General features: G+C 62.9%; 16 protein-coding genes. 15 read left to right on the top strand and 1 reads right to left on the bottom strand.

Annotated features, from left to right (window positions below):
• Positions 1 to 6 precede the first annotated feature (6 nt).
• The 10 genes from NIM87_RS09055 to ftsA all read left to right on the top strand — a co-directional run bounded on the left by NIM87_RS09055 (position 7) and on the right by ftsA (position 12,197).
• Entirely contained in the window at positions 7 to 1,449 is a 1,443-nt protein-coding gene (locus NIM87_RS09055; protein ID WP_332017515.1) for a UDP-N-acetylmuramoyl-L-alanyl-D-glutamate--2,6-diaminopimelate ligase, read from the top strand.
• A 156-nt stretch (positions 1,450 to 1,605) separates the two neighbouring features.
• A complete protein-coding gene (locus tag NIM87_RS09050; protein ID WP_254674337.1) occupies positions 1,606 to 3,003 on the top strand; it encodes a UDP-N-acetylmuramoyl-tripeptide--D-alanyl-D-alanine ligase in 1,398 nt (465 codons plus the stop codon).
• Positions 3,004 to 3,029: 26 nt separating this feature from the next.
• Positions 3,030 to 4,115, top strand: coding sequence for a phospho-N-acetylmuramoyl-pentapeptide-transferase (mraY, locus tag NIM87_RS09045; RefSeq protein WP_254674336.1), 1,086 nt, complete (start codon positions 3,030 to 3,032; stop codon positions 4,113 to 4,115).
• A 118-nt stretch (positions 4,116 to 4,233) separates the two neighbouring features.
• Positions 4,234 to 5,022: a DUF4394 domain-containing protein gene (locus NIM87_RS09040; RefSeq protein WP_456298719.1), complete on the top strand. Its 789-nt coding sequence runs from the start codon at positions 4,234 to 4,236 to the stop codon at positions 5,020 to 5,022.
• Between the two features lie 203 nt (positions 5,023 to 5,225).
• Positions 5,226 to 6,389 (top strand): FtsW/RodA/SpoVE family cell cycle protein, encoded by a 1,164-nt coding sequence (locus NIM87_RS09035; protein ID WP_254674795.1) that lies wholly within the window; start codon positions 5,226 to 5,228, stop codon positions 6,387 to 6,389.
• The gene (gene murG / locus NIM87_RS09030; protein WP_254674332.1) at positions 6,386 to 7,504 is read left to right on the top strand and encodes an undecaprenyldiphospho-muramoylpentapeptide beta-N-acetylglucosaminyltransferase; all 1,119 of its coding nucleotides are present in this window, start codon (positions 6,386 to 6,388) and stop codon (positions 7,502 to 7,504) included. The genes NIM87_RS09035 and murG overlap by 4 nt, the downstream gene beginning before the upstream one ends.
• Positions 7,501 to 8,916 (top strand): UDP-N-acetylmuramate--L-alanine ligase, encoded by a 1,416-nt coding sequence (gene murC / locus NIM87_RS09025; RefSeq protein ID WP_254674330.1) that lies wholly within the window; start codon positions 7,501 to 7,503, stop codon positions 8,914 to 8,916. Before murG ends, murC begins: the two co-directional genes overlap by 4 nt.
• A gap of 181 nt (positions 8,917 to 9,097) precedes the next feature.
• A complete protein-coding gene (locus NIM87_RS09020; RefSeq protein ID WP_254674329.1) occupies positions 9,098 to 10,018 on the top strand; it encodes a D-alanine--D-alanine ligase in 921 nt (306 codons plus the stop codon).
• Entirely contained in the window at positions 10,006 to 10,887 is an 882-nt protein-coding gene (locus tag NIM87_RS09015; protein WP_254674327.1) for a cell division protein FtsQ/DivIB, read from the top strand. The genes NIM87_RS09020 and NIM87_RS09015 overlap by 13 nt, the downstream gene beginning before the upstream one ends.
• A gap of 11 nt (positions 10,888 to 10,898) precedes the next feature.
• Positions 10,899 to 12,197 (top strand): cell division protein FtsA, encoded by a 1,299-nt coding sequence (ftsA, locus tag NIM87_RS09010; protein ID WP_254674326.1) that lies wholly within the window; start codon positions 10,899 to 10,901, stop codon positions 12,195 to 12,197.
• 36 nt (positions 12,198 to 12,233) lie between these two features.
• On the opposite strand, the gene NIM87_RS09005 is transcribed toward ftsA, so the two are convergent.
• Positions 12,234 to 12,695 carry a VOC family protein gene (locus NIM87_RS09005; RefSeq protein WP_254674325.1) on the bottom strand — a complete coding sequence of 154 codons (462 nt, stop codon included), beginning with the start codon at positions 12,693 to 12,695 and terminating at the stop codon, positions 12,234 to 12,236.
• A 236-nt stretch (positions 12,696 to 12,931) separates the two neighbouring features.
• Between NIM87_RS09005 and ftsZ the strand changes: the two genes are divergently transcribed.
• From ftsZ to ligA, 5 genes are all read left to right on the top strand, one after another.
• Positions 12,932 to 14,596: a cell division protein FtsZ gene (gene ftsZ, locus NIM87_RS09000; RefSeq protein ID WP_254674323.1), complete on the top strand. Its 1,665-nt coding sequence runs from the start codon at positions 12,932 to 12,934 to the stop codon at positions 14,594 to 14,596.
• A 108-nt stretch (positions 14,597 to 14,704) separates the two neighbouring features.
• A complete protein-coding gene (lpxC, locus tag NIM87_RS08995) occupies positions 14,705 to 15,661 on the top strand; it encodes a UDP-3-O-acyl-N-acetylglucosamine deacetylase (RefSeq protein WP_254674321.1) in 957 nt (318 codons plus the stop codon).
• Positions 15,662 to 15,757: 96 nt separating this feature from the next.
• Positions 15,758 to 16,603: an outer membrane protein assembly factor BamD gene (locus NIM87_RS08990; protein ID WP_254674320.1), complete on the top strand. Its 846-nt coding sequence runs from the start codon at positions 15,758 to 15,760 to the stop codon at positions 16,601 to 16,603.
• Between the two features lie 167 nt (positions 16,604 to 16,770).
• Positions 16,771 to 18,441: a DNA repair protein RecN gene (gene recN / locus NIM87_RS08985; RefSeq protein ID WP_254674319.1), complete on the top strand. Its 1,671-nt coding sequence runs from the start codon at positions 16,771 to 16,773 to the stop codon at positions 18,439 to 18,441.
• A 95-nt stretch (positions 18,442 to 18,536) separates the two neighbouring features.
• Entirely contained in the window at positions 18,537 to 20,711 is a 2,175-nt protein-coding gene (gene ligA / locus NIM87_RS08980) for an NAD-dependent DNA ligase LigA (RefSeq protein ID WP_254674318.1), read from the top strand.
• Positions 20,712 to 20,714: the final 3 nt, after the last annotated feature.

The raw sequence follows: 20,714 nt of genomic DNA, 5'->3' as shown, positions 1-20,714 counted from the left end.
GACGTCGTGTCCATTAGCGTAACCCAACTGCTCGAAGGCTCAGGCGCCCGCCCCAAGAAGGGGCTTGGCGCCATCTTCGGGCTGAACTCTGATAGCCGTCGGATCGAGCCTGGCGATATTTTCTTCGCGCTTCCCGGTGCCAAGGTGCATGGCAATCAGTTCGTCAGCGATGCGGTTCAGCGTGGTGCGTTGGCGGTCGTGACGGATCACGCCCCTCCGGGCGATCCCGGTGTGCCGGTGATCATCGTCAAGGATGTGCGCGCCGCCTATGCGCGTGCTGCCAGCCGCGTGTTCGAGCCGCAGCCTGAAATTCTGGTCGCGGTGACCGGCACCAACGGCAAGACCTCGGTGGCATCCTTCGTGCGCCAGATCTGGGATCATGCCGGCGTGCCGGGCTCCAGCATCGGAACGCTGGGGATCGAAACCTCAAAGCGGATCATCGAAGGCGCGCTGACGACGCCGGATTCGCGCACGCTTCATCAGGCCATGCGCGCGCTTAAGGCGCAGGGTGTCGATCATGTTGCCATCGAGGCCTCCAGCCATGGCCTGGACCAGCGCCGGCTCGACGGTGTGCATTTCGAGGCCGTGGCCTTCACCAATCTCAGCCGTGACCATCTCGACTACCACAAGGACATGGATGAATACCGCAATGCCAAGCTGCGGCTGTTCACCGACCTTCTGGTCGACGGCGGCGCGGCCATCGTCAATGTCGATGATCCCGAGCACGAACAGTTCATGTTCGCGGCCCTCTCGGCCAGCGCCACGCTGCTCACGGTCGGGCGTGAAGGCGCCTATATGGAAATTCTCTCGATCGAGCCGGAAGGCTACGGTCAGCGGGTCGAAGTGCGCCACATTGGCGAGAGGGTCAGTTTCCACCTCAAGATTCCGGGCGAGTTCCAGGTTTCCAATGCGCTGATTGCGGCGGCGCTGGCCATGTCGGCCGGGGTCGACAAGGCCGATGCCTTTTCGGCGTTGCCCGAATTGGTGGGTGCACGTGGCCGGCTTGAGCTGGTGGCCGAGCATAATGGCGCCGCCATTTTCGTCGATTATTCTCACAAGCCCGAGGCCCTGCGCGTCGCACTGCAGACGCTGCGGCCCTATGCCAAGAACAAGCTGCATGTGGTGCTTGGCTGTGGTGGTGATCGCGACAAGGGCAAGCGCCCTCAAATGGGCGAAATTGCCAGCGACCTTGCCGATGTGGTGATAGTCACCGACGACAATCCGCGCACCGAAGATGCCGCGGCGATCCGCGCCGAGGTGCTGGCCGGGGCCAAGGGGGCGACTGAAATTGCCGACCGCAAGCAGGCCATCGAAAAGGCCGTCAAGGGACTCAAGTCCGGCGACGTGCTGCTGGTCGCGGGCAAGGGCCACGAGACCTATCAGATCATCGGTACCACCAAGCACCACTTCTCCGACCATGAAGTGGTCGCCGAAGCGATCAAGAAATAAGGTCACTGACCTGCCGCGCGCTGTCCTACGCCTCCCCCTGGATGGGGAGGCCTGGTGGGAGCGGTGGTCGATCACGATGTTTCGTTGTAAACGGCCCTCGACCCCAACCTTTCCCGCATCGGGGAGGGCGTTGCATCTCATGCGCGGCAAAACCTTATGACTCAACCCCTCTTCACCCTCGACGCCATCCTCGCTGCCACCGGCGGGCGGGCTGAGGGCGTCAGCGCCACGACTATCAATTCCATTTCCATCGATTCCCGCGAGCTTGGTCCCGACGCGCTGTTCGTCGCCATCAAGGGCGACCGCTTCGACGGGCATGATTTTGTCGATACGGCCTTGGGTAATGGCGCAGTTGCGGCGCTGGTGAGTGAAGGTCGCGGGACGGGCGATGGCCGTATTGTCGTTGCCGACGCACTGGAGGGATTGCGTGATCTGGCCGCCGCCGCCCGGCAGCGCAGTCGCGCATTTGTCGTAGGTGTGACCGGCAGCGTGGGGAAAACGACCACCAAGGAGGCGCTGAGGCTGGTCTTCGAGGCGGCCGGGGAAACGCATGCCTCGATCAAGAGCTTCAACAACCACTGGGGCGTGCCGCTGATGCTGGCACGACTGCCCGAAAGCGCCCAGTTCGGCGTGTTTGAAATGGGCATGAATGCACCCGACGAAATCCGGCCCCTGAGCCAATTGGTGCGCCCGCACGTGGCGGTGATCACCAATGTCGCTGCGGCGCATCTGGAAAAGCTGGGCAGTCTTGAAAACATCGCTCGGGCCAAGGCGGAAATCTTTGATGGCGTGGAGCCGGGCGGGACCGTGGTGCTGAACGCCGATCACCCCCAGATCACCATTCTGCTCGAGGCAGCAGCGGCTGCCGGTATCGGAAAAATCGTGACCTATGGTTTTGCGCGGGGTGTTGATTGGCAGATCACGGAGCCCGAGACGGCCGCCGACCACAGCTTTGCAACCGTCATGCGCGGTGATCAGGCGTATTCCCTGGTTCTTGGCGTGTCCGGCCGTCACATGCTTTCAAACGCGACGGCTGCACTGGCTGTGTCGCATCTGGCGGGGATCGAGGCTTCGGTGGCCCTGCGGTCACTAGCCGGGTTCGGCGCCCAACCGGGGCGCGGCGAACGGCTCAGCTTCGGGCCTTCGGACAAGCCGCTGCTGCTGATCGATGAAAGCTATAATGCCAATACCGCATCGATGGGCGCGGCGCTGGACGTGTTTGCCTCCATCCGGGCGCCTGATGGCCGCAAGGTCTTGGTGTTGGGCGATATGCTGGAACTGGGCGCGGCGGCCGGCGCGCTGCACGCGGGCCTGGCCGACGCCGTCAAAAACAGCGGTGCCGAGCGGGTCTATCTGGTCGGCTCGCAGATGGCAGCACTGGCCGCAAATCTGCCGTCCGGCATCGTCGCCGTCCATTTCCAGGCCGTCGCGGAAGCCGTGGACGTCATCATCGGCGACCTTGCCTATGGCGACGCTATTATGGTCAAAGGGTCCAACGGTGTCGGGCTCTCGCGTATCGTTGCCGAAATCAAATCGCGTTTTGCGCAGAGCTGACACACCCAACAGAGTAGCACACAGAAATGCTCTACTTCCTCGGCCAGCTCGGTGAGCAGATCGCCGCATTCAACGTCTTCCGCTACATCACCTTCCGTACAGCCGGGGCGGTGGTGACGGCGTTGTTCTTCGTGTTCCTGTTCGGACCAGGCATGATTGCCATGCTGCGTCTCCGGCAGGGCCGGGGTCAGCCGATCCGCGAAGACGGACCTGCCGGGCACCTGCTGACCAAGAAGGGCACCCCCACCATGGGCGGGTTGATGATCCTTTCGGGCGCGGTGATCTCCACGCTGCTCTGGTCGAACCTGACCAATGGCTATGTCTGGGTGGTGCTGTTCGTCACGGTGGGTTTTGGCGCCATCGGGTTCTACGACGACTACCTCAAGGTCAAGCGCATGAGCCATGCGGGCTTCGGCTCCAAGCAGCGGCTGATCCTTGAAGCGCTGATCGGCGGTATTGCAGCTTTTGCCATTTCGCAGCTGGCTTCGGGGTCCTATGGCACTTCGCTGCTGTTTCCGTTCGTCAAGGACCTGGCCCTCAACCTGGGCTATTTCTACATCCTGTTTGGCGGCTTCGTCGTCGTCGCGGCGGGCAATTCGGTCAATCTTACCGACGGGCTTGATGGTCTCGCCATCGTGCCGGTGATGGTGGCAGCAGCCTGCTTTGGCCTCATCGCCTATCTCGTGGGCTCGCAGAACTACGCGGACTACCTGCTGCTCAATTCCGTCCCCGGCACGGCCGAGCTCGCGGTGGTCTGCGGGGCGCTGATTGGCGCCGGGCTGGGCTTCCTATGGTTCAATGCGCCGCCAGCGCAGATTTTCATGGGCGATACCGGTTCGCTCGCCTTGGGCGGCGCGCTCGGCACCATTGCCGTGGCCACCAAGCACGAATTGGTGCTGGCCATCATTGGCGGGCTCTTCGTGCTGGAGGCAGTGTCGGTCATCGTCCAGGTGACCTCGTTCCGGCTGACGGGCAAGCGGGTGTTCCGCATGGCGCCGATCCATCACCACTTTGAGCATCTGGGGTGGACCGAAAGCCAGGTGGTGATCCGGTTCTGGATCATCTCCTTCGTTCTCGCGCTGATTGGTCTTTCCAGCCTCAAGCTGCGTTAGTCGTCAGGGTACCGAAACTTCCCCCGCAGTCTCCCCGTAGCTGTTGGCGACGAATGTTCGTCACAGCCATTTGGTGGTGCGCCTCAGGGCGTGCCACGAACCGAGGAGAACTGACGTGATTGCATCTGCACGCCTGGCCCTGACAGCCACCGCCCTTCTTGTAAGCGCCGCCGCCTCCACATCCGCCGCCCTTGCCGCTCCCGCTGTTGGCCTGGTTGGCGGCACGATGCTCATCATGTTCGATACCGAAACACGCGCCGTGTCGGGCACCATGGTCGTCACCGGCGTCGATGCGCTGGCCGGCATCGATGTGCGTCCTGCCGACAAGATGCTTTACGGCGTGACCCTTGGCGGCGAGGTCGTCACCATCGACACCGCCTCGGGTGCGGCTACCGTCAAGTCGACGCTTTCGGAAAAGCTGCCAAGCTACGAAGGCGCCATTGTCGATTTCAACCCGATGGCCGACCGCCTGCGCCTGATGTCGCTCGATGGCACCAATCATCGCGTCAATGTCGATGATGGCATGGTGACAGTCGATGGCTCGCTGGCCTACGAGGATGCCGACATGCACGCCGGCGAGACCCCCGCCATCGTTGCCGCATCCTACATCAATTCCATCGGCAAGCCCGAAGCGACCGCGATGTATGACATCGACGCGACCATCGTGGCGCTGATCCAGCAGATTTCGCCCAATGATGGCGTGCTGGCCGCTATCGGCAAGCTCGGAGTCGATGGTGGTTCGGCCTATGGCTTTGACATTGCCTCGACCGAGGACCTGACCAACACCGCCTATCTCACCATCGACAATGAACTGTTCACCGTCGATCTTGAAACCGGAGCGGCCGAAAGCCGGGGCGCCATCGAAGGCGTCGATGGCATGATCACCGACATCGCCATCCTCCAGTAGTCCCAATCCGGCAGGCGGGCGCTGAAACCTTTTGCGGTCCCGCTCGTTGCTTGCATCAACCTGTGACGCAGGAGTGGGCCTCGGCAAATGCCGGGGCCTTTCTTTTGCGGATTCGCAAAACGCAAATGCCCTTGGCAAATCGGTAACCAAAGCGCGGCTACACTGGGCGCCAGTTTGTATCGCGTATCCGGTCCGCCCCCATGATCTTCTCCCGCGCCGAAAAAACCCCGCTTGCCGAGTGGTGGTGGTCGATTGACCGCGAACTGCTCGGGGCGCTCATCATGCTCCTGGCCTGCGGCATGGTGCTCAGCTTCGGTGCCAGCCCGGCGGTGGCCGAACGCATCGGGCTCGACGAATGGCACTTCGTCATTCGCCACGCGATGTTTTGTCTGGTCGCCGTGCCGGTGATGCTTGCAACTTCTCTCTTGAGCCACCGCCAGGCGCGGTTTGCCGCCCTGGGCACACTGATCGTTATGACCGTGCTGCTCTGGGCGACGCTGCGCTTTGGCACCGAGGTCAAGGGCGCGCGGCGCTGGATGTCCTTTGCAGGCCAGTCGATCCAGCCCTCCGAATTCGTCAAGCCGGCCTTTGCCGTCATCGGCGCCTGGCTGATCTCGGAATATATGATTCATCGCAATGTGCCCGGCCGGCTGATCACCATGCTTCTGATGGGGCTGATCGTTGCGGCCCTGCTGCTGCAGCCGGACCTGGGGCAGACCGCGCTCGTCATGGCGACTTGGGCGGTGCTGCTGTTTTTCTCGGGCATTTCCTGGTGGATCATCATTGGCCTGGCCGGTGCCGCCGGCGGGCTTCTGGTGGGCGCCTATGCGTTCTTCCCGCACTTTGCCAGCCGTATTGATACCTTCCTCAACCCCGATGGCGGCGGCAATACCTATCAGATCGACCGCGCCCTGCAGTCGCTGATGGAAGGCGGCTGGTTCGGTCGCGGGCCAGGCGAATCCATCGCCAAGAAGCTCATCCCCGACGCTCATGCCGACTATGTGTTCTCGGCCGCTGCGGGCGAATTCGGCATTCTCTTCTGCATGGGCCTGGTCAGCCTCATCGCCTTTATCGTCGTGCGCGCCATGATCGCCGCGCAGCGGCAGACGAGCCTGTTTGCGCGCCTTGCCGCTTCGACCATTGCGGTGCAGTTCGCCATGCAGTCGGGCATCAACCTGGCGGTGAACCTCAATCTCATCCCGCCCAAGGGCATGACCTTGCCGTTCGTGTCCTACGGCGGCACGTCCATGCTCGCGGTGGCCTTTGGCATGGGTCTGATGCTGGCCATGACCCGCACCAAGCCTGAGGAGCGCATGGTCACAGGCCTTCCCACCTACCGCAGCGCCGTGGTAGCCCCCGCCGAATGAAAACATTCGTCCTCATCGCAGGCGGAACGGGGGGGCACCTGTTTCCGGCCATGGCGCTGGCTCAGGAATTGATCCGGCGCGGCCACGCTGTCGAACTGATGACCGATCATCGTGTCGCCAGCTATGGCGCCGATTTCCCGGCCCGGCAGATCCACATTGTTCCCGCGGCAACGCCCTCGGGCGCCAATCCGCTGAAACTGGCGGGCGCGGCGCTGACGATCATGCGCGGCATCGGCACGGCCTGGGGCAAGTTGCGCAAGGTGCGCCCCGACGCCGTGATCGGCTTTGGCGGCTATCCCACCTTCCCGCCGTTCATTGCGGCAAACCTGCTCGGCATTCCCGGCATCCTGCATGAACAGAACGCGGTAATGGGCCGGGCCAACCGGGCCCTGGCGCGCTTTGCCGATATCCTGGCCATGAGCTTTCCGAACACGCGCTTTGCCGATCAATCCAACCTCGAAAAGGTCGTAACGGGCAATCCGGTGCGCGACCTGGTGCGGCCTTTGGCCGGCAAAGCCTATCCACCGCTGGATGGTAAGGGCCCTATCCGCCTCGTCGTAACCGGCGGCAGCCAGGGCGCGCGGGCACTGTCCGACATCGTTCCAGCAGCGATTGCGCTCTTGCCCGACGACTTGCGCAACCGGCTGCAGATCGTGCAGCAGGCGCGCGCCGAAGACATCGACCGCGTTGCCGAGAGCTACCGCCAGTCTCGCACCAGCGTCGAACTCGCAGCTTTCATTCCCGACCTTCCGGCGCGCATCGCCAGTGCCCATCTGGTGATCGGCCGGGCAGGGGCCTCCACCATTACCGAACTCTGCGTCATCGGCCGGCCGGCCATTCTCATTCCGCTGCCCGGTGCGCTGGATTCAGACCAGAAGCACAATGGCCTCTTCATGGAAGAGGGCGGTGGCGGCTGGGTGGCCGAGCAGGCCACGCTTTCACCGCAATCGCTTGCCACTCGACTTCACGCGCTGTTGACCGATCCCCCCCGCCTGACGCGCGCCGCTGCGGCCGCGCTGTCGCTGGGACAACCCCGTGCCGTCGAAAAGCTGGCTGACCTGGCGGAGATGCTGGGCGGCAAACATACCCAGATCGAAGGGAGACCCACACCATGAAGATGCCCCGCAATATCGGGCCGGTTCATTTCATCGGCATTGGCGGCATCGGCATGAGCGGAATTGCCGAAATCCTGCATAACCAGGGCTATGTGGTGCAGGGGTCCGACGCCTCGCTCAATCCCAATGTGCAGCGCCTGCGCGACATGGGCATTACCGTCGAGATCGGCCAGAATGGCGATAATCTGGGCAAGGCCGAAGTCGTGGTCATCTCCTCGGCGATCAAGAAGGACAATCCCGAGCTGATCGCCGCGCGCGCCCGCGCCCTGCCGGTGGTGCGCCGCGCCGAAATGCTGGCCGAGATCATGCGCTTCAAGACCGCCATTGCCATTGGCGGTACGCATGGCAAGACCACGACCACAACGCTGGTCGCGACCTTGCTCGATGCGGGTAACCTTGATCCTACCGTTATCAATGGCGGGATCATCAACGCCTATGGTACCAATGCCCGGCTGGGCGGCGGTGAATGGATGGTGGTGGAGGCAGACGAAAGCGACGGTACCTTCGTCAAACTGCCTGCGGACGTTGCCGTGGTGACCAATATCGACCCCGAGCATCTTGACCATTACGGCGATTTCGAAGGGGTGAAGAAGGCGTTCCACCAATTCGTCGAGAATGTGCCCTTCTATGGCTTTGCGGTGATGTGCCTGGATCATCCAGAGGTGCAGGCGCTGGTGGGCGAAATCCGCGACCGTCGCGTCATCACCTATGGCCAGAATCCGCAGGCCGACGTGCGGTTGACCGATCTCGAAAACCGTGGCGGCGTGCAGCACTTTGCCGTCGAAATCCGCGACCGCATCCGCCAGACCAATCTGCGGATCGACGGGCTGGAACTGCCCATGCCCGGCATTCACAACGCCCTCAACGCCATTGCTGCCATTGCGGTGGCTGACCAGCTGCATGTGCCGGCCGAGGCCATCCGCAAGGGCTTGCGCGAGTTCACCGGGGTGAAGCGCCGCTTCACCAAGACCGGCGAGGTCGGCGGCGTTTCCATCATCGATGATTACGGCCATCACCCGGTGGAAATCGCTGCGGTGCTCAGGGCCGCGCGGCAGTCGGCCCGACGCGATGTCATCGCCGTGGTGCAGCCACACCGCTATAGCCGTGTCCATGACCTGTTCGATGATTTCGCCGCCTGCTTCAACGATGCCGACACCGTTATCGTCGCGCCGATCTACGCCGCAGGCGAGCAGCCGCTGCCGGGTGTTACCCATGAAGAACTGGTCAACCGCATCCGCGCCCGCGGCCATCGCGACGCCCGTGTCATCGACCGGCCTGAAGCACTGGCGCCCTTGCTCGCCTCGCGCGTGGCCGAGGGCGATTACGTCGTGTGTCTTGGCGCGGGCAATATCACGCAATGGGCGGCGGCATTGCCGGGCGAGCTTGAGGCCCTGATGGGGCAGGGCGAGTGATGATGGTGTTCATCGCTGCGCCCGAGTTCGCCCCTTCACCCCACCCTCATTCCCTCCCCATCAAGGGGAGGGAGGCGCAGGACTGCGACGTCAGTGTTCATCGTCTCCCTCCCCCTTGTGAGGAAGGATCAAGGGTGGGGGTATCTTTCCGCACACCTGGTTTTGTGAGGAGGACAACCCCATGACCAAACATGTCGCCGTGCTCATGGGGGGATGGTCCAACGAGCGCCCGGTTTCGCTCAGCTCCGGGGCTGGCTGCGCTGCCGCTCTGCGCAATGCTGGCTACAAGGTCACCGAAGTCGATGTGGGCCGCGACATCGCCAATGTGCTGGTCCAGCTCAAGCCCGACGTGGTCTTCAACGCGCTCCATGGCCCGTTCGGCGAAAGCGGCATGATCCAGGGGCTGCTGGAGCTGCTGGAAATTCCCTATACCCATTCGGGGGTGCTGGCCTCGGCCCTGGCCATGGACAAGCATCAGGCCAAGATCATGCTCAAGGCCGCCGGCGTGCCGGTGACCGATCACGTTATCGTGGGGCGGGCCGAGGCTGGCCGGGCCCATGTCATGCCGCCGCCCTATGTGATCAAGCCGATTGCCGACGGCTCAAGCTTTGGCGTGTTCATCGTCAAGGGCGAGACCAGCCATCCACCACAGGAAATCCTGCGCGACGACTGGAATTCGGGCGAAGACGTGATGGTTGAGCGCTATATCCCGGGGCGCGAATTGACCTGCGCCGTCATGGGCGATGTGGCGCTGGGGGTGACCGAGATCGTCACGGAGCTGAACTTTTACAATTACGAGGCAAAATACGCCAAAGGCGGGTCAGTCCACGTTATTCCGGCGCAGCTGAAACCGAAAATTTACGACAAAGTGCAGAAGATGGCTTTGGCCGCCCATGCGGCTCTCGGCTGCCGCGGCGTCACCCGTACCGATTTCCGGTACAACGATGCGGCGGGCGAGGACGGTGAACTCGTCTGCCTGGAAATCAACACCCAGCCGGGCATGACCGAGACATCACTGGTGCCCGAGCAGGCCGCTCACGCTGGGCATTCCTACGAAGAGCTGGTCTCCTGGATGGTGGAGGACGCGAGTTGCAACAGGTAAAGAGCGAGACCTTTCTCGCCGGGGCGCGATTGGTGGACCCGCGCGCGCTGCCTGTTCCAGTCCGCACGTCGCGCCAGCGGCTGACCAATCGCTTCAATCGCGCCGTGGTTCTGCACGGCAGGGCGATCCGCCGTGGCGTCATGATCGCGGCCGTGCTGGCCACGGGTCTGGTGCTCTATCAGGTGCGCGAACCCATCGGCATGCTGGCCAATACCATCGGCGGCATTGCCCAGGGCAATTTCGCCCAGGCGGGTCTTGCCATCGGCGAGATCGAGATTTCCGGCCAGACGCTGACCAGCGAGCAGCAAATTTTTGATGCGCTGGGCATCCAGCCGCATACCTCCACCCTTGCCTTCGACGTCGAAGCCGCGCGCCTGCGCATTGCAGAATTGCCGGCGGTGGACAGCGTTACCGTGGGCAAGACCTATCCGGGCGATGTGTCGGTGGTCATCACCGAGAAAACGCCGGTCGCCCGCTGGGCGGTGGACGGCATAACCTTCCTCATCGATGGCCGAGGCGACCAGATCGGGGAGGCGGGGGGCGCCTATGCCGAACTGCCTCTGGTGATCGGCGATGGTGCTGCCGACGATGCCTTGGTAATGATCCGCGCGCTCGATGGCTTTCCGCTGCTCCAGGACGGTCTCGTGGCTCTGTCGCGCATCGCCGACCGCCGTTGGGACCTCATTTATGACACCGGCCTCCGGGTGCAATTGCCCGAGCAGGGCGTTGCCCAGGCCATGGCCCATCTCGTGACCTATCAGAACGACTACCAGCTCCTTGATCGCGACGTTTCCACGATTGATCTTCGGATCGACAGCGTCGTCGCGGTGCGCCCTAACCCGACTGACGAAGACGCCGAACAATCATGATGACCGATGCGATGACTTCCCGACTGCGGCCGGTCCAGCCTGGCAAGACGACGCTGGTGGCGGTGCTCGATATCGGCTCCACCAAGATCTGCTGCGTCATTGCGCGGCTGGCACCGCGGCCCGAGGGGCGGGCGCTGCGCGGGCGGACGCATTCGGCCGAGGTGATCGGTTTCGGCTATGGCCCGGCTGCGGGCGTCAAGAGCGGCGTGGTCACCGATATCGAAAAAGCCGAGCAGGCCATCCGCAATGTCGTGGGCATGGCTGAACGCGCCGCCGGGCTGACGCTGGAAAGCGTCCTCGTCAATGTCACGGCCGGGCGCCTTGGCTCGGAAACATTCTCGGCTGCCGTCTCGCTCGACGGGCAGGAAGTGGAAAAGGCCGACATTTTCCGCGTGCTTAAGGCGGTTAATTCGCGCTCGGTGCGGCCGGAGCGCTCGATCATTCACGCGCTCCCCATCGGCTACGCATTGGATGGCCAGAAGGGCATTCGCGATCCCAAGGGCATGGTCGGCGAAAAGCTGGGTGTCGATGTTGCCGTGGTCAGCGCCGAAACACTCGCCATGCGCAATCTCGAACTGGTGCTGCATCGCTGCCACCTGCAGATCGAGGCGCTCGTCGCCACACCCTATGCCTCGGGCCTGGCGACGCTGGTCGATGACGAGGCCCAGCTTGGCGTGGCCTGCGTCGACTTTGGCGGCGCCACGACGACTGTTTCGGTCTTCAATGACGGGCACATGGTCTATGCCGATGCCATCGCCATTGGCGGACATCACCTGACCCTCGACATTGCACGCCAACTCTCCGTCAGCGTGGCCGATGCCGAGCGCCTCAAGACGCTGCATGGTTCGGTGCTGCCTGGTCAGGCCGACGAGCGTGAGATGATCCCGATCCAGCCGGTCGGGGCCAGCCATGACGAAGCGCCGGGGCAGATTCCGCGCGCCGTCCTCACCCGCATCATGCGTCCGCGCATGGAAGAAATTCTCACCGCCATCCGTGACCGCATGCAGGCGACCGGCATGATGGATGTGTGTGGCCGCCGCTTTGTGCTGACGGGTGGCGCCAGCGAGATGACGGGTCTGCCCGAAGTGGCGCGGCGCATCCTCGCCCGCAATGTCCGCAACGGCCGTCCCATGGGCATTGCCGGCCTGCCCGAAATCGCCAAGGGTGCCGCCTTCGCCACCATGGCCGGCATGCTGGTCTATCCCCAGGTCTGCGCCCAGGAATATGTCGAGCCCCGCGGTTCGCGGAAGCTCACAGGTACGGACGGCTATATCGCACGCGTCGGCAACTGGCTGCGGACGAGCTTTTAAGCGACGCTCTTAAGCTTCTCCGCACTCAGTGACGCGCTACGCCCCCGCATAGGCCTTCTGCAGATCAGCCACGATCAGCTTGCGCATGCCCAGCATGGCCTGCATGGCCCGGTTGGCGCCATCTCTATCGGGGCCGCCGAGTGCTTCGTGGAGTTGCTTGGGCACCACCTGCCAGCTAAGCCCGAACTGGTCCTTGCACCAGCCGCACATGCTTTCTTCTCCGCCATTCTCGACGAAGCGGTTCCAATAGTAATCGACCTCGTCCTGGCCGTCGCAGTCGATCACGAAGCTTACCGCTTCGGTGAAGGGGAAGCGTGGGCCGCCATTGAGCAGCATGAATTTTTGGCCTGCCAGCTCAATGACGGCGGTGAAGGCTGGCTGGTCGGGGGCCTGCCGGTTGATCACGTGAACCCGCGCGTCCTTGAAGGTCTCGGTATAGAACTTGATGGCATCGTCGATCCGGTCGTCGAACCACAGGCACGGCATGAGCTTGGTCATTGGGTTCTCCATCACATTTGCATAACTTAAAGGGTATATGACAAAATGGTTATGTTATGCCCAGCCGCCTGTCAAGCCCCGCGAAGCGGGCGTCACGCGTGGTTAACGTGCCCTGAATGCGTAACGCCGGCGTGTCGCATTTTGCAGAGAAGTTAACCGGACCGACTCACTTGTTAGGCTGGAGTTAACGAATGGGTGCGTAAATCTTAACCAACCACGCCACTATGGGGCCACCTATGACCATCAATCTGACCATCCCGGACATCCAGGAACTCAAGCCCCGCATTACCGTATTCGGTACGGGCGGTGCCGGCGGCAATGCCGTCAACAACATGATCGAGTCCGGTTTGGACGGTGTTGATTTCGTCGTCGCCAATACCGACGCACAGGCCCTGGCACTGTCCAAGGCGCAGCGCATCATCCAGCTCGGCGTCGGCGTTACCGAAGGCCTTGGCGCTGGTTCGCACCCCGAGGTGGGTCGCGCGGCCGCCGAGGAGAGCTGGGATGAGATCAACGATCATCTCTCTGGCTCGCATATGGTGTTTATCACCGCCGGCATGGGTGGCGGCACCGGTACGGGTGCAGCGCCAGTCGTGGCTCGCGCCGCCCGCGAGCAGGGCATCCTGACTGTTGGCGTTGTCACCAAGCCATTCAACTTTGAAGGCAATCGCCGCGCCCGTCTGGCCGAAGACGGCATTGACGAGCTGCATCGCCATGTCGATACGCTGATCGTTATCCCGAACCAGAACCTGTTCCGGGTCGCCAACGAAAAGACCACCTTTGCCGATGCGTTCGCCATGGCAGACCAGGTGCTGTTTTCGGGCGTCGCCTGCATCACCGATCTCATGGTCAAGGAAGGCCTGATCAACCTCGACTTCGCCGACGTGCGCGCCGTGATGCGTGGCATGGGCAAGGCGATGATGGGGACGGGCGAAGCCTCGGGCGAAGATCGTGCCCGACACGCCGCCGAGGCCGCCATTGCCAATCCGCTGCTTGACGATGTGTCCATGCAGGGGGCTCGCGGCCTGCTGATTTCCATCACCGGTGGTCCTGACCTGACCCTTTACGAGGTCGACGAGGCTGCCAGCCGTATCCGCGAGGAAGTCGACACCGACTGTAACATCATCCTCGGCGCGACCTACGATCCGAGCCTGACCGGTACGCTGCGCGTGTCTGTCGTGGCGACCGGCACCGACGCTGCCATGGTCCAGGCCATGGAGCCGGCCAAGCCCCACGCCTCACGCACCCCGCTTTCGGTCAAGCGCCATGTGCCGGCCGAACGTTCGGTCGTGCCACAGGCCGCCCTGCCGCCCGTGGCCGAGTTCGAAGCTGAGGAAATCGGCCATCAGGTCGAGGCCGCTGTGGCCGAAGCCTTTGCCGCGCATCAGCCCACCCAGTCCTATGGGCAGGAAGATGATGGCATCGTGGTCGAGCCCTACATGCCCGAAGCCGCGTCCATGGTCGAACAGGATGAGGCGCCAGTGCTCGACGAGCAGCCGATTCCCAGCGTTTACGTGCCCTCGCATGCCGCTCGCCCCGAGGGTCAGCGCCGCATGCCGCGCACCGAGGAACTTCCGGTTGTTGCGCGCCGGTCACAGGATGGGCACGAACGTCATGACGCCGAGCCGCGCAATGCACGGGCCCTGTTCAAGCGCCTCGCGTCCAATGTCGGACTCAATCTGGGTCCGCAGCAGGCCGAAGTTCGCGCCGAGCCGGCGTCCAGCATGGCCGACGACGCGGCCGCCCGCAGCGCCATTGAGGCAGGCGGCGCAAGGACTTCTCGCGTAGCACCCGCCAGCGAGGGCGCTCGCGGCCAGTTGGACAATCAGGGACGCGCTCCGGCCGCCCCGGCACAGAAAGAGCATCTGGAAATCCCGGCCTTCCTGCGCAAGCACGGTTGATCCGTTAGTGACCTTTTCTCTAAAGCTTTCTCGGTGCGGCTTCCGCACCGAGTTTTTTTTGGCTAACAGTGCGGTAAGCGCGATCGTCCGGGCGGAGCATTTCCAGGCATGAACAAACTTTCAACGCGCCAGCGTACGCTTGCCGGCGAGGTTAGCTTCTCCGGTTACGGCGTACATGGCGCGCAGCCGGTAACACTGACCATGGCGCCTGCTGCGCCAGACAACGGCTATACAATTCGTCGCGATCTGGGCAATGGCACCTTCACCAAGCCCGTGCCTGTCCACCATTCGCGCGTAACCCGCACGACCCTTTGCACCACACTTGATCTGGGCGACAGCGTTAGCGTCGCGACCGTCGAACATGTGGTGTCGGCGCTTTCGGGCATGGGTGTCGACAATGCCCTGATCACCGTTGATGGTCCTGAATGTCCCATCATGGATGGTTCGGCCCATCCCTTCGCCTCGGCCATTCTGGCTGTCGGGCTCGAAGTGCAGCCGGCCCAGAAGAAATTTCTCAAGATTGTCCGCGCCGTCACCGTTCGCAACAACGACGCCTTTGCTGCGCTTGAGCCCTATAATGGACGGGCACTCGACCTTGAGATCGATTTCGACTCCAAGGTGATCGGCCGTCAGCGGATGATCTTTGACTGGACCCCGCGCCGTTATTTCGAGGACGTTTCCCAGGCCCGCACCTTCGGCTTTGTGCGCGACGCCAAGATTTTGCGCCAGGCCGGCTATGCGCTTGGCTCCAGCCTCGACAATTCCATTACCGTGCACGATGACCGCGTCCTCAATCCGGGCGGTTTGCGCTACGAAGATGAGTTCGTCCGCCATAAGCTGCTCGACGCCGTCGGCGACCTGTCGCTGGGCGGATTAGCGATCTGGGGCAAGTTCCGATCCTACAAGGGTGGGCACGCGCTTAACGCACATGTGCTGGCGTCGCTCTTTTCCAGCGATGCCAACTATGAAATAGTCGATGCCGAAGATTTGCCGCTGGAGTTCGAAAGTTTCGAAGACCAGCCGGAAGGTCTTGAGGTTCATCACTACTTGCGGTCCGTTCGCTGATCGGGCTCCGGGGCCGATTGGCGGCGCCACAGTTTTGATCCATTTGCCACATAGGCCCGCAGTCTTCCTGCGGAATGATTTTGAACGGGGCAGTTCGTGAAGCTTGACGTTGTGAGCCAGTTTTCCAGCCGGGTGGTCCGGTTTGCTGCCATGGGCCTCCTGGCCGCTGCATTGACGGCTTGCGCCGGCGGCGGCCTGTTCGGCCCTCCCAAGCTTAAGGAACAGCCCATTGTGCCGGCTGCGGCCCTTTATCAGGGCGCGCTGGACGATATGGATCGCCAGTATTACCAGACCGCCATCGACAAGCTCGAGAAGCTGGAACGCCAGCATCCGCGCGACGCCCTGACCGAAAAGGGCAAGCTGATGCAGGTCTATGCAAACTATCGCATCGGCAAGTTCGATGAGGCGATCCTGGCAGCAGACCGATATCTGGCGCTCTATCCGTCCAATTCGGAAGTGCCCTATGTGCTCTGGCTCAAGGGCACGTCTTATTATGCCCAGATCAAGGACATTACCCGCGACCAGCAGCTGTCGCGCGATGCCATCGACACCTACAACCTGCTGATCAACAACTATCCCAAGTCCGAGCACGCGATCGACGCCAAGGAAAAGCTGCTGGTGGCCTATGACCAGCTCGCCGGCAAGGAAATGTCGGTTGGCCGCTATTACCAGGGCAATGGTCAGTACTCGGCTGCCATCAACCGCTTCCGCGAAGTTGTGGAGCGCTGGCAGACGTCCACGCATATCGAAGAGGCGCTCTATCGCCTGACCGAGACCTATCTGCTGCTGGGTCTGAGCAATGAAGCCATGTCGGCCGCGGCCGTGCTGGGCCACAACTACCCCTCGAGCGAGTGGTACAAGCGGGCCTTTGAAGTGCTCGGCAAGCAGGGCCTCGCGCCCCAGCTCAATTCGGGAAGCTGGCTGGCCGCCGTGCGCAGCTAGACCACCCAAAATTATCAATGTTGCTATTTTGTTCCGGGGCGCTATCATGCGTCCCGGTTCGTTTGTGGCAGCCTATGTTGTGGATGTGCGCCCGGTAGTGCGCCTTGTCCCGCGGGGCGATGCTATAAGCGGCATGGATCAGTGGTGCAGCCACGGGAAGTTCGCGCATGCTCAACGCGCTGTCAGTCCGCAATATCGTTCTCATCGACCAGCTCGATCTTGCTCTTGATTCGGGCATGACCGTGCTCACTGGCGAAACTGGGGCCGGCAAGTCCATCCTGCTCGACGCGCTGACGCTGGCGCTCGGGGGTAGGGGCGATGCCTCGCTGGTCCGCCAGGGGCAGGACAGTGGCCAGGTTGTCGCCGTGCTCGAACTGGCCGCCGATCATCCCGCACGGGCGCTGCTGCGCGATAATGCCATTGCCGATGACGAGGACGTCATCCTGCGGCGCGTGCAGTTTGCCGATGGCCGTACCCGCGCCTTTATCAATGACCAGCCGGTTTCCGCCTCGTTGCTGCAGAAGGTGGGCGGGCAGATCGTCGAGATCCATGGCCAGCATGATGATCGGGCACTGGTCGATGTCGCGACACATCGCGCCGCGCTCGATGCCTTTGGCGAGCTGAGCGCCGAGGCCAATGCCGTCCGTGAACTCTGGGCCGCGCTGGCAGAAGTGCAGCAGGCCGTCGAAGAGCAACGCGCCCAGGTGGCCGAGGCCGAGGCCGCTGAGGACTATGCGCGCCATACGGTCGAAGAACTGGGCAAGCTCAAGCCGCGGACAGGCGAGGAAGACGAGTTGGCCGAGCGGCGGCAGCAATTGCAACAGGCCGAAAAAGCCGCGTCCGACGTGGTCGAGATCGACGAAATCCTCAATGGCCCCAACGCGCCCACGCCTGCGCTGGCTTCGCTGATGCGGCGCTTGATGCGCAAGATCGATGGCGGCGCCTCGCTGTTCCAGCCGATTGTCGATGCGCTGGATGCGTCGCTGGTGACGCTGGATCGTACCACCGATGCGCTGGAGGACCTTCGGCGCGAGATGGCCTTTGATCCGGGGGAGTTGGAAGCGGTTGAGGAGCGGCTGTTTGCGCTGCGCGCTGCCGCCCGCAAGCACCAGACCTCTTGCGATGGCCTGGTCGATGTTCTGGCAAAATATGAAGCCGATCTCGAGACCCTGCAAAGCGGGGAGAGCCGCCTCAAGGGGCTGGAGGCCGAGGAGGCCACGGCGCGTGCCCGGTATCGCGAGGCCGCAGATATTCTGAGCGTCGGCCGCAAGGCTGCTGCTGTCGCACTCAGCACGGCTGTCGAGGCCGAATTGCCCGATCTCAAATTGGGTGCAGCAAGGTTCATCGTCGATCACCAGGCCGATAGCGACCGGGTCTCGGCGACCGGGTTCGATCAGATCGCCTTCCATGTGCAGACCAATCCGGGCACCACGCCTGGGCCGCTGCTCAAGGTCGCTTCGGGCGGCGAGTTAAGCCGTTTCCTCCTCGCTCTCAAGGTTGTGCTGGCAGATCGCGGATCGGCGCCGGTGCTGATCTTTGATGAAATCGACACCGGGGTTGGCGGCGCGGTGGCCGACGCCATTGGCCGTCGCCTGGCCAGGCTCGCCAGCACCGTTCAGGTGCTCACCGTTACCCACGCGCCTCAGGTGGCCGCCCGCGCCAATCGCCACCTGCTCATCGAAAAGCAGATGATCGAGGAGGGCGCCTTCATGCGGACCCATGTGCGGCCCCTGGACAAGGGTAGCCGGCAGGAAGAAGTTGCCCGCATGCTCGCCGGCGCCGAAATCACCAGCGAAGCCCGCGCTGCTGCCAAGAAATTGCTCGGCGCGGTGGGATAACCTTTTGCCGGAGCGCCTCGTTCCATTCCTCCCCCTATCAGGGGGAGGTTAGGTGGGGGTATCCTTTCCGGCATAATCTTGGTCTGAGTATCCCCATGTCCGATCTTTCCCTCAAAGACGTTTCCGATCTCTCCGAAGACGAAGCCCGGCTGGAGCTGGAGCGCCTGGCAGAGGCTATCGCGGCTGCCGATATTGCCTACCACCAGCAGGACAGGCCGGAGATATCGGACGCTGATTATGATGCGCTCAAGCGCCGCAATGACGCGTTGGAACAGGCGTTCCCCGAATTGGTCCGCACGGATACGCCGTCCGGGCGCGTCGGCGCGGCCCCGGCCGAGGGTTTTGCCAAGGTGCGCCATGGCGTGCCCATGCTCAGCCTCGCCAATGCCTTTTCGGACGAGGATGTCACCGACTTCGTAGCGCGGGCGAAAAAGTTCTTCATGCAGGACATCCTGCGTGATCCCGATTTCGCGCTGGCCTTTACCGCCGAACCCAAGATCGACGGGCTCTCGGCCTCGCTGCGCTACGAGAACGGGGTTTTCGTGCGCGGCGCGACCCGTGGCGATGGCGCAGAGGGCGAGGACATCACCGAAAACCTCAAGACCATTGCCGACATTCCGCATAAGCTGAAGGGCTCCGGCTGGCCTGCCGTGATCGAAATTCGCGGCGAGGTCTATATGACCCACGCCGAGTTCAAGCGGTTGAAGGATCATTCGGCCAAGTTCGGCGGGCAGGATTACGTCAATCCGCGTAACACGGCCGCCGGGTCGCTGCGCCAGAAAGACCCCAGGATCACGGCCAGCCGCAACCTCAATTTCTTTGCCTACGCCTGGGGCATTGCCGAGGACGCCGACGGCAATCCGACCCCGCCCGCCGACACCCAGGCCGAGGTGGTGCGCAAGTTCAAGGACTGGGGCTTTGCCACCAATCCGCTGATGTTGCGCACCGAAAGCGCCGAGGCCCTGATTGCGCATTACCGCCAGATCGAAACGCAGCGCGCGACCCTTGGCTATGACATCGACGGCGTCGTCTACAAGCTCGACCGGCTGGACCTGCAGCAGCGCTGGGGCTTTGTCGCGCGCGCGCCGCGCTGGGCCATTGCCCACAAATTCCCGGCGGAACAGGCGACCACAGTGCTCACCGGCATCGACATTCAGGTCGGGCGCACAGGGGCGTTGACCCCTGTGGCGCGATTGCAGCCGGTGACCGTAGGCGGCGTCGTGGTCGAAAACGCGACGCTGCACAATGAGGACTATATCAAGGGCATCGGCAACAATGGCGAGCCGATCCGCAATGGCGTCGATCTGCGCGTCGGTGACACGGTTATTGTGCAGCGCGCCGGCGATGTCATTCCGCAGATTGTCGATGTGCAGCTCGACAAGCGACCCGCCGAAGCCGCCCCCTTCGTGTTTCCCCATGTCTGCCCGGCCTGCGGGTCCGAGGCGGTGCGCGAGCTCAACGAAAAAACCGGCAAGCTCGACAGTGTGCGCCGCTGTACCGGTGAGCTGATCTGTCCGGCCCAGGCGGTGGAAAATCTCAAGCATTTCGTCGCTCGCGATGCGCTCGACATTGATGGCCTTGGCGACAAGCAGGTCACCCAGTTCTATGCCGAGGGCCGGATAGCCCGGCCGGCCGATATCTTCACGCTCAAGGCGCGCGATGAGCGGGCCATCAGAAAGCTCAAGGATGCCGACGGTTTTGGCCCGGTTTCGGTCAAAAAGCTGTTCGATGCCATCGACGCCCGGCGGACCCCCGAACTGGATCGTTTCATCTACGCCCTGGGCATTCGCCATGTGGGTGAAACCACGGCGGCGCTTCTGGCCAAGGAATTCGGCACGGTGGAAAAATTCCGCGACGTGGCCTTTGCCGCGGCCCACCATGAGGATGGCCATTCGGTATTTCCCGAGATCGGCGGCATCGGCGAGACGGTGCGTTCGTCGATCATGGCGTTTTTTGCCAATGATCGAAATGTGCAGGCGCTTGACGATCTCCTGGTCGAGGTGCAGCCGCAGCCCTATGTGGTTGTGGTATCTGCCGATAGCGTGGTGGCCGGCAAGACCGTGGTATTCACCGGCTCGCTCGAAAAAATGACACGTTCTGAAGCCAAGGCTATGGCCGAACGGCTGGGCGCCAAGGTGGCCGGATCGGTGTCGAGCGCCACCGATATCCTCGTGGCGGGCCCCGGTGCAGGGTCCAAGCTCAAGAAAGCCGAGGAGCTGGGGATCGAGGTCATCAGCGAAGACGACTGGTTCGAGCGCGTCGGCAAATAGCCG

It is taken from the genome of Devosia ureilytica (assembly GCF_024273195.1).
GTDB classification, from domain to species: Bacteria; Pseudomonadota; Alphaproteobacteria; order Rhizobiales; family Devosiaceae; genus Devosia; species Devosia ureilytica.
The sequence above is the reverse complement of the archived record's forward strand: the minus strand, read 5'-3'. Positions and strand labels throughout refer to the sequence as shown.

Excerpts from the sequence above, each read along its gene's own strand:
- NIM87_RS09050 (WP_254674337.1), top strand. The coding sequence starts at position 1,606 with ATGACTCAACCCCTCTTCACCCTCGACGCCATCCTCGCTGCCACCGGC.
- mraY (WP_254674336.1), top strand. The coding sequence starts at position 3,030 with ATGCTCTACTTCCTCGGCCAGCTCGGTGAGCAGATCGCCGCATTCAAC.
- murG (WP_254674332.1), top strand. The coding sequence starts at position 6,386 with ATGAAAACATTCGTCCTCATCGCAGGCGGAACGGGGGGGCACCTGTTT.
- murC (WP_254674330.1), top strand. The coding sequence starts at position 7,501 with ATGAAGATGCCCCGCAATATCGGGCCGGTTCATTTCATCGGCATTGGC.
- NIM87_RS09020 (WP_254674329.1), top strand. The coding sequence starts at position 9,098 with ATGACCAAACATGTCGCCGTGCTCATGGGGGGATGGTCCAACGAGCGC.
- ftsA (WP_254674326.1), top strand. The coding sequence starts at position 10,899 with ATGACTTCCCGACTGCGGCCGGTCCAGCCTGGCAAGACGACGCTGGTG.
- NIM87_RS09005 (WP_254674325.1), bottom strand. The coding sequence starts at position 12,695 with ATGACCAAGCTCATGCCGTGCCTGTGGTTCGACGACCGGATCGACGAT.
- ftsZ (WP_254674323.1), top strand. The coding sequence starts at position 12,932 with ATGACCATCAATCTGACCATCCCGGACATCCAGGAACTCAAGCCCCGC.
- lpxC (WP_254674321.1), top strand. The coding sequence starts at position 14,705 with ATGAACAAACTTTCAACGCGCCAGCGTACGCTTGCCGGCGAGGTTAGC.
- recN (WP_254674319.1), top strand. The coding sequence starts at position 16,771 with ATGCTCAACGCGCTGTCAGTCCGCAATATCGTTCTCATCGACCAGCTC.
- ligA (WP_254674318.1), top strand. The coding sequence starts at position 18,537 with ATGTCCGATCTTTCCCTCAAAGACGTTTCCGATCTCTCCGAAGACGAA.